The organism is Nonomuraea sp. NPDC049758 (assembly GCF_040674635.1).
Taxonomy (GTDB): Bacteria; Actinomycetota; Actinomycetes; order Streptosporangiales; family Streptosporangiaceae; genus Nonomuraea.
This window is the reverse complement of sequence record NZ_JBFAMZ010000029.1, coordinates 53,520-67,371: the sequence shown is the minus strand read 5'-3', so window position 1 is coordinate 67,371 and position 13,852 is coordinate 53,520. Positions and strand designations below refer to the sequence as shown.

Below are 13,852 nucleotides of genomic sequence, written 5' to 3'. Positions count from 1 at the left end.
ATCGTGTCGGTGTCCGCCGTGCTCGTGGCGGGGGCCGCGGGCGGGGGCGCCTACTACCTGCTGCGAACCAAGGGAACACCGGGCGAGACGGCGCAGCGCTTCGCCGCCGCCTGGCAGGCCGGCGACAAGGCCGCCATGACCGCCGAGCTGGCCACCCAGCAGCAGCTCACCGCCTACGACCAGCAGCGCGCCGCGCTCGGCGTCGAGTCGGCCACGGTCAAGCTGGGGCGGGTCGTCGAGGGTGACGGCCGGGCCAAGGTCCCCTACACCGCGACCCTGGCGCTGAAGAACATCGGCTCCTGGTCCTACGACGGGCAGCTCGACCTCGTGGTGGCCGACCGCATGTGGAAGGTCGACTGGCGGCCCACGACGCTGCACCCGCAGATGACCGCGGGAGCGGCGTTCGCCGTCAAGACGAGCTGGCCGCAGCGCGCGAAGATCACCGACGCCGACGGCGGCCGCATCGACACCGGCACGTCCGGCGGCTCGGTGCAGCAGCTCGTCGGCTACCTCGACAAGGCCACCAAGAAGGACGTCGCCAAGCTCGGCGCCTCCTACAAGCCGGGACAGGCGATCGGGCGCGGCGGCCTGCAGGAGACGTTCCAGAAGCGGCTGGCCGGCACCCCCACCACGCAGATCCAGCTCGGCGACAAGACTCTCGGCACCATCGAGGGCGCCGACGGCAAGCCCGTGGAGACCTCGCTCGACCCGCGGGCGCAGGCGGCGGCCGTCACCGCGGTCAAGGACGTCCCCAAGCCCACCTCCATGGTCGCCATCCGGCCCTCCACGGGCGAGATCCTGGCCGTGGTCAACAACCAGGGCGGCTTCAACCGGGCCCTCGACGGCCGCTACCCGCCCGGCTCGACGTTCAAGGCGGTCACCGCGATCGGCCTGCTGGCGGCCGGCCTGTCGCCCAGCGACAAGGTCACCTGCCCGATGTACGCCACCGTCGGCGGGCTGAAGATCCGCAACTCGGAGAAGGAGGAGTTCGGCTCGCTGTCGTTCCTCGACTCCTTCGCCCACTCGTGCAACACCACCTTCGCGCCGCTGGCCGAACAGCGGCTCGGCGCCGACAAGCTGCTCAAGACGGCGGAAGGCGTCGGCTTCAACCAGCCGCTCAACATCGGCGTGCCGGCCACGAAGGCCAGCTTCCCGCGGGCCCAGTCCGACGCCGAGCTGGCCGCCGAGTCCTTCGGCCAGGCCAGGATCACCGCGAGCCCGCTGTCGATGGCCTCGGTCGCCGCCGCCATCGCCGACGGCACGTGGCGGCCGCCCACGCTGGTGCCCTCGCTCAAGCAGAAGACCGGCGAGCAGGCGCTGCCCAAGGGCGTCAAGGAGCAGCTGCACAGCATGATGGCGGCCGTGGTCTCCAAGGGCACCGCCAGGGCCAGCGGCCTGCCCGCCGGCACCCACGGCAAGACCGGCACGGCCGAGTTCGGCACCGGCGACAAGCTCGACACCCACGCCTGGTTCATGGGGTTCAAGGGCGACGTGGCCTTCGCGGTGGTCGTGGAGGGGGGCGGCACGGGCGGCAAGGTCGCGGCCCCGGTGGCGGCGACCTTCCTCAAGGGGCTCTGACCTCTCCTCAAGGACAGCTCGGACCTTCTCTCTCACAACGGTCGCATCCATTGCATGCAATGTATGCAAAGCGTTAGAGTCACGTCCGTGCAGAGCGATGTGGCCTGGAGCCGGTTGCGGGAGCTGATCCTCGACGGGACCTACCCGCCGGGGGCGCGGCTGACCGAGACGGAGGTGGCGGCGAGTCTGGAGATGAGCCGCACCCCCGTGCGCGAAGCGCTGCGGGCGCTGACCGCCGACGGCCTGGTGCGCCCGGCCGGGCGCGGGGTCGTCGTCGTGGCCCTGGAGCCGTCCGCACTGGAGGACGCGTACCAGGTGCGGGCGGCGCTGGAGGCGCTCACGGCCGAGCTGGCGGCCACCCGCCAGGGCGAGGGCCGCATCGCCCCCGCCGACCTGGCCTCGCTGCGGCAGGTCGCCGACGCCACGGCGGCCGCCACCGCGCAGGGCCGGCTCGGCGAGGCCGTCGGGCTCAACCGCCGATTCCACCGGCGGATCGCCGAGCTGGCGGCCAACGCCATCGCGCTGCACACCCTGGAGCGCGTGTGGGACCAGATCCAGGTGTCCACGTTGCGCTCGCTGGCGCCGCCGTCCCGTCCGGCGCACGTCTCCGGCCAGCACGAACAGCTTCTCGCCGCGATCACCGAGGCCCGGCCGCAGGACGCCGCGGCCATCGCCCGCGCGCACGTCCTCGACACCCGCGCCGTCACTCACAGCAAGGACGAACCCGCATGACCCGCCACCACACGTACACCACCACCGTGACCTGGACCGGCAACCGGGGCACCGGCACCAGCGGCTACCGCGACTACGACCGCGACCACGACCTGTCCGCCGAGGGCCGGCAGGTCATCGCGGGCAGCTCCGACCCCGCCTTCCGCGGCGACCTCGCCCGGTGGAACCCCGAGCAGCTGCTGGTCGGCTCGCTCTCCCAGTGCCACATGTTGTGGTTTCTGCACCTGTGCGCCGAGGCGGGCGTCGTGGTCACGGCGTACGCCGACCACGCGGTGGGCACCATGGCCGAGAGCGGCGCCGGCGGCCACTTCACCGAGGTCGTGCTCCGCCCCGAGGTGACCGTGGCCGCGCCGGAGATGGCCGAGACCGCCGCCCGCCTGCACGAGGACGCCCACAAGGCGTGCTTCATCGCCGCCTCGGTCAACTTCCCGGTACGCCATGAGCCGACCGTCCGCACGGCCTGAGGCAGGCGGACGGTTCGGGAGAGGTCAGCGCGAGGCGGCCAGGGCCACGGCGGTGGCGGCCTCGTGCTGGAGCACCATGATCAGCAGGGTGGCCACCAGCGTCGCGATGAGCACCCAGCTGATCACGATGATGACCGTCGACCGGCGTGGCCTCCTGTGGCCCGGCTGCCCCTTCGCCCGCGCCTCGCTGCGACGAGCCCGCTCGTTGAACGACTCGAGCCGGGCGACGAGCCGCGGATCGTCGTCGACGAGGTGCTGCTCGATCTGCGCCAGCATTCGCTCCTCGTCCTGCGACCAGGCCATAGACGTACCTCCGGAACGCAAGCACTGTGGCGTGTTCCTCCCCAACCATGAAGATCATTAGCCTTGACGTGACCCCCTAATTACCGCCTCTTTTCGGTTTGCGATCACGCTCGAACTTTTGTTCTAATCATGGGATGCGCTGGGACAACCTGCGCCTGGCCGGGCCCGGTCAGGCCGATCCAGCCGTGCCGTTGTTCGCCCGCGGCGCGGTCACCCGTACGTTCGACACGCCCGAGTTCAGGGGGATGACCTTCTACGAGGTCCAGGCCCGGTCCGTCATCAACCGGGTGCCGGGGGCCAGCCGGGTGCCGTTCGAGTACACGATCAACCCCTACCGCGGGTGCGGGCATCGCTGCGTCTACTGCTTCGCCCGCAAGACGCACGAATACCTCGACCTCGACGCCGGGGCCGACTTCGACTCGAAGATCGTCGTCAAGGTCAACGCGGCCGAGCTGGCCCGCAAGGAGCTGGCCGCGGCCCGCTGGGGCGGCCACCACGTGGCCATGGGCACCAACGTCGACTGCTACCAGCGCGCCGAGGGCCGCTACCGGCTCATGCGGGGCATCCTGGCCGCGCTGCGCGACGCCGCGAACCCGTTCTCGGTGCTCACCAAGGGCACGCTGATCCTGCGCGACCTCGATCTGCTCACCGAGGCGGCCGAGGTCACCGACGTCAGCACGAGCGTGTCGGTCGGCTTCGTGGACGAGGCGGTGTGGCGCGAGGTCGAGCCCGGCACGCCCAACCCGCGCCGGCGGCTGGAGGCGTGCGCCACGCTCAACGACAACGGCGTGGCGTGCGGGGTGCTGATGGCGCCGATCCTGCCGTACCTGACCGACTCCCCCGCCCAGCTGGAACGCACGGTCAAGGAGATCGCCGAGGCCGGCGCCACCCACATCGCCCCGATCGTCCTGCACCTGCGGCCGGGGGCGCGCGAGTGGTGGCTGAGCTGGCTCGGGCGCGAGCACCCGCGCCTGGTGCCGCGCTACCTGGAGCTGTACGGCCGCGGCGCCTACGCCCCCGCCTCCTACCAGGACCGTGTCGTCGCCCAGGTCAAGGAGCTGGCCCGCCGCCACGGGGTCGGCAGAGCCACGCCTGCCATGGCCCGCCGCGTGCCGCCCCGCCGAACGCCCGGCACCGTCGCAGAGCCGGAGCAGCTTCGCCTGTTGTGACCCGGTTTAAATCGATGGCCCGTCGGCCCGCCCCGGTGACAGGATGACCGGGCACCCAGCCGGACGACGTTCAGGAGCATGAGATGCGGCGCCGCCCAGAGATCTTCCAGCGCCCCATTGGCACGAGAGTTCTCGAGGGCTCCACCACTCATGCACATCCTGAACATCGGCATCCTCGCGCACGTAGACGCGGGCAAGACCAGCCTCACTGAGCGGCTGCTGTTCGAGACCGGGGTCATCGCGCGCCTCGGCAGCGTCGACGACGGCAGCACGCAGACCGACAGCGGCGAGATCGAACGCCGCCGCGGCATCACCATCCGCTCGGCGGTGGCCTCGTTCACCATGGGCGACCTGCGGGTCAACCTGGTGGACACGCCGGGCCACGCCGACTTCGTGGCCGAGGTCGAACGCGCGCTCGGCGTGCTCGACGGCGCCGTCCTGGTGGTGTCGGCCGTGGAGGGCGTACAGCCGCACACGCGGGTCCTGATGAAGACGCTGCGGCGGTTGCGGCTGTCCACGCTGATCTTCGTGAACAAGATCGACCGGATGGGGGCGCGGGAGGCGGGGGTGCTCGCCGAGATCCGGCGGTGGTTGTCGCCGCGGGTGGTCCCGCTCAACACGGTGAGCGGCATCGGCGGCCCGTCCGCCACCACCCACCCCTTCACCTTCGCCCCGCCCCCCTTCGGCACCGCCCCGAGCGCCCCGCCCCCTCACCCCCTCGCCTCCGCTCCCCCGTCCTCCGGGGCTGCTCCCCGCGACCCGGCCCCCGCCATCGGACCTTCCTCGACTTCCGGGGCGGCTTCCGGCGACCCGGCCGTCGCCACCCGCTCCCCGGCCTTTGCTCCCCCGTCCTCCGGGGGTGCTCCCCGCCCAGGGGTGGCGGGCGGCGGCTCGGAGGAGGTGGTGCGGGCCGCTGGGCCCGTCGAGGCCGAGACCGCCAGGACGGAGCCCGACCTGGCGGCCGACGCCGGCCCCGGCGTGGAGGGCGGCATGGAGGGCGGTGTGGAGGCTGCGGGGATGGGGGCGGCTGAGGTGTTGGCTGAGGGGGATGACGGGCTGTTGGAGTTGCTCGTCGATGACGTGGTTCCGGGGGCGGGGCGGGTGCGGGAGGCGCTTGCGGCGCAGTGCGCGGCGGGCGATGCGCATCCGGTGTTGTTCGGGTCGGCGATCACCGGCCAGGGGGTGGCCGAGCTGCTCGGGGCGGTCCGGCTGCTGCCCGCGGTTCCCCGGCCGCCGCTCGGCGCGGATGGAAGCGCCGACCGCACGGCGGCGACGACGACGGTGGCTGTGGTGTTTGCGGTGGGGCGGGGGCGGGGTGGGGAGAAGGTGGCGTATCTGCGGATGTGGGGCGGTGAGCTGCGGGCGCGGGAGCGGGTGACGTTTCTGCGGCGGGAGCCGGGCGGGGGCGTCCACGCGTACGAGGGGCGGCCGAGCGGGGTGGCCGTCGTCGGGTCCGGGGCGCGGGTGGCGGTGGCGGGCGACATCGCCACGGTCCGGGGCGTGCCCGAGATCCGGGTCGGCGACCGGCTGGGCGAGCCCGGCCCGGCGGGGCAGGCCCACTTCACGCCGCCCAGCCTGGAGACCGTCGTACGCCCCCGGGTTCCCGGCCAGGAGCCGCGCCTGCACGCCGCGCTGGTCGCGCTGGCCGAGCAGGACCCCCTGATCGGCACCCGTACGCTGCCCGGCGGCCGGACGTCGGTCCTGCTGTACGGCGAGGTCCAGAAGGAGGTCATCGGGGAGACCCTGGCCAGGGACTTCGGCGTGGAGGCGGAGTTCGAGCCGAGCCGTCCGGTGCACTTCGAGCGTCCGGCGGGCACCGGCGCGGCCAGCAAGGAGATGCGCCAGGCCGGGGACGCGTTCATGGCGACCGTTGGCCTGCGGGTCGAGCCGGCCGCGCCCGGTTCGGGCGTGCTCTACCGGCTGGAGGTCGATCTGGGCTCGCTGCCCCTGGCCTTCCACCGGGCGATCGAGGAGAGCGTGCGGCACGGCCTGGGGGCGGGCCCGCAGGGGTGGCCGGTCACCGACGTGCTGGTCACGCTGACGGCGACGGGTTACGCCTCCCCGGTCACGACCGCCGGCGACTTCCGCGGGCAGGCGCGGGACGTGCTGGCCGAGGCGCTGCGCAGGGCCGGGACCAGGGTGTACGAGCCGTGTCACCGCTTCGAGGCGGAGGTGCCCGCCGACGCCTTCGCCGCCGTGTCGTCCCGCCTGGCCGGGCTGGGCGCGGTCCTGGACGGCACGAGCAGGCGGGACGGGACGTGGGTGCTCGAAGGGGAGATCCCGGCGGCGGCCGTGCACGAGGCCGAGCGGCGGCTGCCGGGCCTGTCGCGCGGCGAAGGGGTTTGGTGGTCACGTCCGTCCGGAGATCGCCCGATTCGTGCGTGATAGGCGGTATGTCGGATATCAGGGATAGATGGGTATTAATCCGCCATAGTGTGCCAATCGGGCGCAATCGTTACAGGGGGAAACGATGGCTGACACGAAGAAGAAACCGGCCACCAAGTCGGGCAAGGCCAAGAAGCAGGCGATCAAGACGAGCCGGCAGGCCAAGGAGACCAAGAAGGAAACCCGAAGGACCGACGAGGGATGACCCCGTGAGGTGAATCGCGCAGCCGGGGGCCGGGGGCCCTCGGCTGTCCGGTGGAAGAGGAGCTGCGCACATGTCGGCCTATCTCCGCTTTCCCACTGTCTTTCAGGACGTCGTGGTCTTCGCCGCCGAGGACGACCTGTGGATGGTCTCGGCCCAGGGCGGCCGCGCGTTCCGCCTGACCGCCGGCGCGGCCGAGGCCGGCTACCCGCGCATCTCCCCGCGCGGCGACCAGATCGCGTTCGTCGGCCGGGAGGAGGGCCCGGAGGAGGTCTACGTGATGCCGGCCGTCGGCGGCGCCGCGCGCCGGGTCACCTTCCACGGCGCCCGCTGCACGGTCACCGGCTGGGATCACGAGGGCCGCATCCTGTACGCCAGCGACCAGTCCCAGCCGTTCGCCGGTCGCAAATGGCTGCACCGCGTGGCGCCGGGCGGGGTGCCGCAGCGGCTGCCGTACGGACCGGCGAACTCGATCGCCCACGGCCCCGACGGGATGATCGTGCTCGGCCGCAACACCGCCGACCCCGCGCGCTGGAAGCGCTACCGCGGCGGCACGGTCGGCGACCTGTGGATCGACACCGACGGCGACGGCGAGTTCAGGCGGCTGATCCGGCTGCCGGGGAACCTGGCCTCGCCGTGCTGGAGCGGCCGTCGGGTGTGCTTCCTGTCCGACCACGAGGGGGTCGGCAACGTCTACTCCTGCCTTCCGGACGGCGGCGACCTGCGCAAGCACACCCACCACGAGGACTACTACGCGCGCAACCTGTCCGGCGACGGGCACCGGCTGGTCTACCACGCCGGCGCCGACCTGTACCTGCTGGAGCCGGACGACGGGCCGGACGACGGGCCCAGGCGCCTGGACGTGCGGCTGGCCAGCTCCAGGACGCAGCGCAACCGCCGGTTCGTCGACGCCGAGGACTTCCTCGACAGCGCGACCCTCAGCCCGGACGGCAGCGCGCTGGCGATCACCTCGCGCGGCAAGGCGTACGCGATGGCCGACTGGGAGGGCCCGGTGAGCCAGCACGGCGAGCCGGACGGCGTCCGCTACCGCTTCCTGACCTGGCTGAACGACGGCGTGCGGCTGATCGCCGCGGCCAGCGGCGAGTCCGACGAGGAGACGCTGGTCATCCTGGAGGGCCACGAGGGCGGCTGCGGCGTCGAGGTGGCCCGGCTGGGCCGGATCAACGAGCTGGTCCCCGACCCCGCGCACGACCGCGTGGCCGTGGTCAACCACCGCCACGAGCTGTACCTGCTGGACCTGGCCACGGGCGCGGCCACGCTGGTGGAACGCAACCCGCACGGGCCCCCCGAGGACCCGGCCTGGTCGCACGACGGCCAGTGGCTGGCCTACGCCGGGCCGCTCAACGCCCAGACGACCGCGATCAAGCTGCACCATCCGGAGACCGGCCGGACGGTGGCCGCCTCCGAGCCGGTGCTCAAGGACTCGATGCCGGCCTTCGACCCCCAGGGCCGCTACCTGTACTTCATCGGCCAGCGGGTCTTCTCGCCCGTCTACGACCAGTTGCAGTTCGACCTGGGTTTCCCGCTGGGCACCCGGCCGTACGCGATCGCGCTGCGGGCCGACGCGCCCGACCCGTTCGTGCCCGGACGGCGTCCGCTCAACGGCAAGGACGAGGAGGAGGACGAGCCGGTGGAGGCCGTCCGGGTGGACCTGGACGGGCTGGCCGCCCGCGTCACCGCCTTCCCGCTGCCGGAGGGCCGCTACGAGGGGGTGGCCGGGCTCAAGGGCAAGGCGCTGCTGCTCACCAGCCCGCTGGAGGGCGAGAACACCCTGCACCTGTACGACTTCGCCAAGGGCAGGAACGAGACGTTCGCCGACGGCGTCACCGCGTTCGAGCTGGGCCGCGACCACAAGACGCTGCTGTACCGGGCCGGCAGCCGGCTGCGCGTGGTCAGGGCCGGCGAGGTGCCCGAGCACGACGACGACCCGCCGGGACGCGAGAGCGGCTGGATCGACCTGTCGCGCATCAAGGTGTCGGTGGCGCCGGAGTCGGAGTGGCGGCAGATGTTCCGCGAGGCGTGGCGGCTGCAGCGGGAGAACTTCTGGACCGAGGACATGGCCGGCGTCGACTGGCCGGGCGTGTACCGGCGCTACGAGCCGCTGGTGGACCGGGTCACCACCCGGGGCGAGTTCTCCGACCTGCTGTGGGAGCTGCACGGCGAGCTGGGCACCAGCCACGCCTACGAGAGCGGCGGCGAGTACCGTCCCGGGCCGGACTACAGCCAGGGCAAGCTGGGCGTCGACTGGGACTACCGCGACGGCGTCTACCGCGTGCGCGCGATCGTCACCGGCGATCCGTGGGACCCCGAGGCCACCTCGCCGCTGAACCGGCTGGGGCTCGACGTGCGGCCGGGGGACGCGGTGCTGGCCATCAACGGCGCGCCCATCGGCCGCGCGGCCACCCCGAACGAGCGGCTGGTCAACCAGGCCGGCGAGGAGGTGGAGCTGACCCTGCGGCGCGAGGAGCGGGTGTTCACGGTGACCGTGCGCGCGCTGGCCGACGAGCAGCCGGCCCGCTACCGCGACTGGGTGAACCTCAACCGCGCCGAGTGCCACGAGCGTTCCGGCGGGCGCATCGGCTACCTGCACGTCCCCGACATGGGCACCGAGGGGTTCGGCGAGTTCCACCGGGGCTTCCTGGCCGAGTACGACCGGCACGCCCTCATCGTGGACGTGCGCTTCAACGGCGGCGGGCACGTCTCGGCGCTGCTGCTGGAGAAGCTGGCCAGGCGGCGGCTCGGCTACGACTACCCGCGGTGGGGGGACCCGGAGCCGTACCCGCCGGAGTCGCCGCGCGGGCCGCTGGTGGCCATCACCAACGAGTGGGCGGGCTCGGACGGCGACATCTTCAGCCACACCTTCAAGCTGCTCAAGCTGGGCCCGCTGGTCGGCAAGCGCACCTGGGGCGGGGTGATCGGCATCTGGCCGCGCCACCGGCTCGCCGACGGGACGGTGACCACGCAGCCGGAGTTCTCCTTCGCCTTCGACGACGTCGGCTGGCAGGTGGAGAACTACGGGACGGATCCCGACATCGAGGTGGACATCACCCCGCAGGACTACGCCAAAGGCGTGGACACGCAGCTGGAGCGGGCCATCGACGTCGCCCTGGGCCTGCTTGCCGAGCATTCGCCGCATACGCCGGATCCGTCGCATCGGCCAGGTATGCAACCTTAGGAACCTCTTGGGCGTCTAAAGATCATAGGCGGGGAAAGCGCACAGGGGATGACATGTGCACTCCGCTCGCGCGCGGCCTGACGACCGGCTCCGCGCGCATGCGAATGCAACCGAGCACAAGGGGGATCGTCCAGGTGCGCGCACTGGCACGCAGGGGGAAGTCGGCGATGGTCCGGTTGTACCGGGGGTACAACCGCCGCAAGGCACGCAACGCGCCGCCGCCGTCGACCGACCGCATCAGGATCCTGCTCCTGCACGCCAACGGCATGGGCGGCACGATCAGGACGGTGTTCAACCTGGCCGGCTACCTGGCCGAGAAGCACGACGTCGAGATCGTCAGCATTTTGAAGGAGGCCGAGGAGCCGTTCTTCCCGATCGACCCGCGGGTGCGCTTCCGCTTCCTCGACGACCGGCTCAAGCCCAGCCCCGATCCGCTGCGGGCGATGTTGTCGAAGTTCCCCAGCAAGCTGATCCCGCCGGAGGAGACGGCCTACCACCGCTTCACCCTGTGGACCGACTACAAGCTGGCCCGCTACATCCGCTCGCTCGACAGCGGCGTGCTCATGGCCACCCGTCCCGGGCTCAACCTGGCCATGGCGCAGTTAGCGCAGCCGGGCGTGATCACCATCGGGCAGGAGCACGTGGCCCTGCGCACCCAGGCCGAGCCGATGCAGAAGCTGATCAAGTGGCGGTACCGGCGGATGGACGCCCTGGTCACCCTCACCAAGGCCGACCTGCGCGACTACCGCAGCACGCTGCCGAAGAAACCGAAGAAGCTGGCGCGCATCCCCAACGCCGTCCCGCCGATGAGCGGCGAGGTGTCCAGGCTGGACGCCAAGGTCGTCGTCGCCGTGGGCCGGATGACCCGGCTCAAGGGCTTCCACCGGCTGATCACCGCGTGGGAGACCGTCGCCGCCGCGCATCCCGACTGGAAGCTGCGCATCTTCGGCGCCGGGCCGCAGGAGGACAACCTGGCGGCGCAGATCGTCGAGGCCGGGCTTGAGGGCAAGGTGGAGCTGCCGGGGCCGACCAGCGACGTGGGGGCCGAGCTGGAGAAGGCGTCGATCTTCGTGCTCAGCTCGCGGCACGAGGGCTTCCCGATGACGATCCTGGAGGCCATGGCCAAGGGGCTGGCCATCGTCAGCTTCAACAGCCCGCACGGACCCAAGGAGATGATCACCGACGAGGTGGACGGGCTGCTGGTCAAGCCGCGCACCAACGCCAACCTGGCGGCCTCCATCATGCGCGTCATCGAGGACGAGCCGCTGCGCCGGTCGCTGGCGGCGGCCGCGCTGGAGACGGCGCGCACGTACGACGTGCACGCGGTGGGCCAGAAATGGGACGAGCTGCTGGCCGAACTGGTGGCCCGCCGCAACGGCACGTACGTCCGCCCGCCCCGCCCCACCCCCGAAGCCGACGAGACCTCCACCCCCGTCGAGGCCACCGGGCCGGCCGGGCCCCGGGCCTAGCGGGACGGCGTCACGCCGCCGAGCCGGATCTCCACCGGCTCGGCGAAGGGCGGCGTCGAGGGATCTGGCGGCCCGCGACACCCCTAGGTAGAGTTAGACCATGGGAAGCCTCCCCCGCATGACCATGCCGACCATGCTCGTGCTCCGCGCCCTGCTCGAAGACCCCACCCGCGCCATGTACGGCTTGGAGATCTGCGCGGCGGCCGGGCTGCCCAGCGGCACCATCCATCCGATCCTGGCCCGGCTGGAAGGCTTCGGCTGGCTGGAGTCAAACTGGGAGGAACTGGATCCGCGCGAGGAGGGCCGCCCGCGCCGCCGCTACTACCGCTTCACCCCCGACGGCGCGCAGCTGGCCAGGCAGGCGCTCGACCGCTCCGCCGCCAAGCGCGCCGCCCTGCGGCTGCGGCCCTCCGGCGGTGTGGCGTGAACACCTTGGCGCCGGCCAGGCGCGGCCTGTCCGGCGAGGCGTTACGCGAGACCCGGCGGATCGGCCACCTCCTGAAGGCGGCGGGCGCCGGACTCGCGCAGGTCGAAGCGCCGCTGACCGAGCTGCGCACGCTCGACCTCGGCACCGCCGGCCAGCGCGCGCTCGGCCGTCGTCTGCCGGGCGGCGGCCCGCACGGCACCCTCGAACTGCTCACCACCGTGAACCTGCAGCTCCGCATCGCGCACGAGGACACGAACCACCTGATCGCGCTCGTCGAACAGGACCTGCGTGGAACGCCGGCCGAGGACTCCGGGCTCGTCCGCGCGCTGGAGGGCCTGCTCGTTCTCGCCCGCGCGCTCGACGCCCGCCTGCGCGAGGACCTGCTCGTCGTCCACCGCCTGTTCCGGGCCGTCGAGACCGCCGTCGTCCGCGACCTGTCGCCCGCCTACGAGACGGCCCGCGCCCTGCTCGGCGGCTTCCCCGACGCGTGGGTCCTCGGGGCGGGGCTGCACCGGCGGCTCGCCGACCAGGCGGCCACGTTCTCCGCGCAGGACCCGGCGGGCCCACCGCCGCGGAACGCCGCGACCGGCGTCCCCGCGGCGCGGGCGGTCGCCGCCGCACGCCCGGCGGAGAAGCTCATCGACGTCGAACTCCGCTTGCTGCCACCCGCCCACAGAGCCCGGTACGCCGAGGAGTTCCACGCCGAGCTCCACCATCTCGCGCGGACGGGAGCCACACCCGCCGGGCAGTCCCGGTACGCCCTCCGGCAACTGCGCGGGGTGTGGCGGCTCCGGGCGGCCCTGAAGGAGCCGCTGCGTCCCCGATGGTTCCGGCTGCACCGTCTGGCCTGCTGGGTCCTGGGCTCGGAGTGGCGTACGTGGGGCGTGCTGGGCCCGCCGTTGCTGCTGGCGATCGGCAACGTGTTCCTGCAGCAGGGATGGGGATCGGCGGTCTTCACGATCCCGGGCGTCGTCGTGTACTGGGCAGGCGTGGAGAAGCTGCGCGAGCGGTGGGGAGTGCGGGTGAGGCGGCGCGGGGTCGATCAGTGACGGAAGCCTTCCTGTGTCAAATCCGGCGATGGCGGGAATTCTCTAGACAACTTCGCCCGCGGGAGCCACGGAGGGCTGCTTGAGCACGAAGGACGCCATCGCGATCCTCGCCGGAGCCGTCATCGTCGCCTCCTTCATCGGCAGCGCCAAGAGCCCCGCCGCCACCGCCGCCAGCCCCCTCAGCAACGCCAGCGGGACGCTGCCCGGCCTCGCACCCATCCTGTCCGACGGCGACAAGGCCAGGGCGCGCGCCCTCATCGGCCGCTTACGCGTCAAGGGCCGCGGCCCCAACACCGGCTACGCCCGCAGCCGGTACGGCGAGAACTGGGCCGACACCGCCACCGGCGTCCCCTACGCCCGCAACGGCTGCCGCACCCGCGACGACCTGCTCGCCCGCGACGGCACCGGCGTCGAGTACCGGCCCGGGTCGAGCTGCGAGGTCGTCGCCATGGAGCTGACCGACCCCTACACCGGCCGGCTCATCTCCTGGCACAAGTCCGAGGCCGACGAGGTGCAGGTGGACCACGTCGTGCCGCTCAACTACGGCTGGCGCATGGGCGCGCCGCGCTGGCCGATGTCGAAACGCCTCGACTTCGCCAACGACCCGCTCAACCTGTTACCCGTCGACGGCCGCGCCAACGAGGAGAAGGACGCCTCCGGCCCGGCCGGATGGCTGCCTCCCCAGCGCCGCGTCCGCTGCGCGTACGTCACCCGTTTCGCCCAGGTCGCGCTCAAGTATGACCTGCCCGTGACCAGGGCCGACAAGAACGCCATGCTCGCGCAGTGCCGCTAGCTCGTCCCCCGCCTCAGGGGCCCGGGGAAGAAGAATCCGCATTACGCGGAAGAGGAGAGGAAAGCGATCGTTTTCTCTTCTTGCG

11 protein-coding genes are annotated in these 13,852 nt (G+C 72.3%); 10 read left to right on the top strand and 1 reads right to left on the bottom strand.

Features of this window, described 5'->3' with window-relative positions; translation table 11 throughout:
- The first annotated feature begins 3 nt into the window (after positions 1–3).
- The 3 genes from AB0J46_RS45950 (at position 4) to AB0J46_RS45940 (ending at position 2,774) form a co-directional block, all read left to right on the top strand.
- A complete protein-coding gene (locus AB0J46_RS45950; protein ID WP_364341887.1) occupies positions 4–1,578 on the top strand; it encodes a penicillin-binding transpeptidase domain-containing protein in 1,575 nt (524 codons plus the stop codon).
- A gap of 87 nt (positions 1,579–1,665) precedes the next feature.
- Positions 1,666–2,310 carry a GntR family transcriptional regulator gene (locus tag AB0J46_RS45945; RefSeq protein ID WP_358299147.1) on the top strand — a complete coding sequence of 215 codons (645 nt, stop codon included), beginning with the start codon at positions 1,666–1,668 and terminating at the stop codon, positions 2,308–2,310.
- A complete protein-coding gene (locus AB0J46_RS45940; protein ID WP_364341884.1) occupies positions 2,307–2,774 on the top strand; it encodes an OsmC family protein in 468 nt (155 codons plus the stop codon). Before AB0J46_RS45945 ends, AB0J46_RS45940 begins: the two co-directional genes overlap by 4 nt.
- 24 nt (positions 2,775–2,798) lie before the next feature.
- On the opposite strand, the gene AB0J46_RS45935 is transcribed toward AB0J46_RS45940, so the two are convergent.
- Entirely contained in the window at positions 2,799–3,077 is a 279-nt protein-coding gene (locus AB0J46_RS45935; protein ID WP_352328164.1) for a DUF3040 domain-containing protein, read from the bottom strand.
- A gap of 134 nt (positions 3,078–3,211) precedes the next feature.
- Between AB0J46_RS45935 and AB0J46_RS45930 the strand changes: the two genes are divergently transcribed.
- The 7 genes from AB0J46_RS45930 to AB0J46_RS45900 all read left to right on the top strand — a co-directional run bounded on the left by AB0J46_RS45930 (position 3,212) and on the right by AB0J46_RS45900 (position 13,767).
- On the top strand, positions 3,212–4,246 hold the full coding sequence (locus AB0J46_RS45930) for an Rv2578c family radical SAM protein (RefSeq protein ID WP_364341882.1): 1,035 nt from the start codon (positions 3,212–3,214) through the stop codon (positions 4,244–4,246).
- A gap of 150 nt (positions 4,247–4,396) precedes the next feature.
- Positions 4,397–6,631 carry a translation factor GTPase family protein gene (locus tag AB0J46_RS45925; RefSeq protein WP_364341880.1) on the top strand — a complete coding sequence of 745 codons (2,235 nt, stop codon included), beginning with the start codon at positions 4,397–4,399 and terminating at the stop codon, positions 6,629–6,631.
- Positions 6,632–6,906: 275 nt separating this feature from the next.
- Positions 6,907–10,029: a PDZ domain-containing protein gene (locus tag AB0J46_RS45920; RefSeq protein WP_364341878.1), complete on the top strand. Its 3,123-nt coding sequence runs from the start codon at positions 6,907–6,909 to the stop codon at positions 10,027–10,029.
- A gap of 134 nt (positions 10,030–10,163) precedes the next feature.
- Positions 10,164–11,498: a glycosyltransferase family 4 protein gene (locus AB0J46_RS45915; protein WP_364341876.1), complete on the top strand. Its 1,335-nt coding sequence runs from the start codon at positions 10,164–10,166 to the stop codon at positions 11,496–11,498.
- A 100-nt stretch (positions 11,499–11,598) separates the two neighbouring features.
- Positions 11,599–11,925: a helix-turn-helix transcriptional regulator gene (locus AB0J46_RS45910; protein WP_364341874.1), complete on the top strand. Its 327-nt coding sequence runs from the start codon at positions 11,599–11,601 to the stop codon at positions 11,923–11,925.
- Complete coding sequence (locus AB0J46_RS45905; protein ID WP_364341873.1) at positions 11,922–12,974, top strand: hypothetical protein; 1,053 nt, start codon at positions 11,922–11,924, stop codon at positions 12,972–12,974. Before AB0J46_RS45910 ends, AB0J46_RS45905 begins: the two co-directional genes overlap by 4 nt.
- Before the next feature lie 79 nt (positions 12,975–13,053).
- Positions 13,054–13,767, top strand: a complete 714-nt coding sequence (locus AB0J46_RS45900; RefSeq protein ID WP_364341871.1) for an HNH endonuclease family protein — start codon at positions 13,054–13,056, stop codon at positions 13,765–13,767.
- Positions 13,768–13,852 lie beyond the last annotated feature (85 nt).

Excerpts from the sequence above, each read along its gene's own strand:
- AB0J46_RS45940 (WP_364341884.1), top strand. The coding sequence starts at position 2,307 with ATGACCCGCCACCACACGTACACCACCACCGTGACCTGGACCGGCAAC.
- AB0J46_RS45935 (WP_352328164.1), bottom strand. The coding sequence starts at position 3,077 with ATGGCCTGGTCGCAGGACGAGGAGCGAATGCTGGCGCAGATCGAGCAG.
- AB0J46_RS45930 (WP_364341882.1), top strand. The coding sequence starts at position 3,212 with ATGCGCTGGGACAACCTGCGCCTGGCCGGGCCCGGTCAGGCCGATCCA.
- AB0J46_RS45925 (WP_364341880.1), top strand. The coding sequence starts at position 4,397 with ATGCACATCCTGAACATCGGCATCCTCGCGCACGTAGACGCGGGCAAG.
- AB0J46_RS45920 (WP_364341878.1), top strand. The coding sequence starts at position 6,907 with ATGTCGGCCTATCTCCGCTTTCCCACTGTCTTTCAGGACGTCGTGGTC.
- AB0J46_RS45910 (WP_364341874.1), top strand. The coding sequence starts at position 11,599 with ATGGGAAGCCTCCCCCGCATGACCATGCCGACCATGCTCGTGCTCCGC.